General features: G+C 70.5%; 1 pseudogene. It reads left to right on the top strand.

Annotation, left to right across the window (positions count from 1 at the left end):
• Window positions 1-435 (top strand): annotated as a pseudogene (locus ON33_RS30905) (hypothetical protein); the annotation flags it as partial.
• Window positions 436-584 lie beyond the last annotated feature (149 nt).

The raw sequence follows: 584 nt of genomic DNA, 5'->3' as shown, positions 1-584 counted from the left end.
GCCACCACGATCGAAACCGCCCTCGCGGCGATCACGATTGAATCCACCCTCACGGCGCTCACCGCTGCGGTTGAAACCACCGTCGCGGTCGCCACGGTGGTAGCCGCCCCGGCCGCCTTCGCGATCGGAGCCGCCGCGGCCGCCCTCGACCCGATAGCCGCCGCGATCGCGGTCGCCCTCGGAGCGGTTCCAGCCGCCTCGCTCATTGTCGCGGCCGCGGTTGAAACCGCCGCCGCTGCCACCGCCACGGTTGAAGCCGCCCTCACGGCCGCCGTCGCGCTCGCGGCGCGGGCCGCCGTACGACCGGCCCTGATCACGACGCTCGCCTTCGTCGCGCCGGCCGTAGCCGCCCTGTCCGGTCTCACCGCTGCTGCGGCGGAAGGGTTTGCGGCCGTCGTTCTGCTCCGCCACGGTGATCCCTCTCTGTTCTTGTAGCCTGCGGTACCCGGCCACGGCGCTCGAGCGCGTGAGGAGGGTTGGTGGGCGATCCCACCTACCCATGAATTCAATCACGCGCTCTCGAGCGTCAACGCAGCACCGGGTGGTTAAACGCCGATAAGGGGACCCGGTAGTGGGTCCCCTTA

The sequence above is a fragment of the Nocardia niigatensis NBRC 100131 genome (genome assembly GCF_000308655.1).
Taxonomy (GTDB): domain Bacteria; phylum Actinomycetota; class Actinomycetes; order Mycobacteriales; family Mycobacteriaceae; genus Nocardia; species Nocardia niigatensis.
Note: the sequence above shows the minus strand (reverse complement) of the source record. Positions and strands in the feature narration are given on the sequence as shown.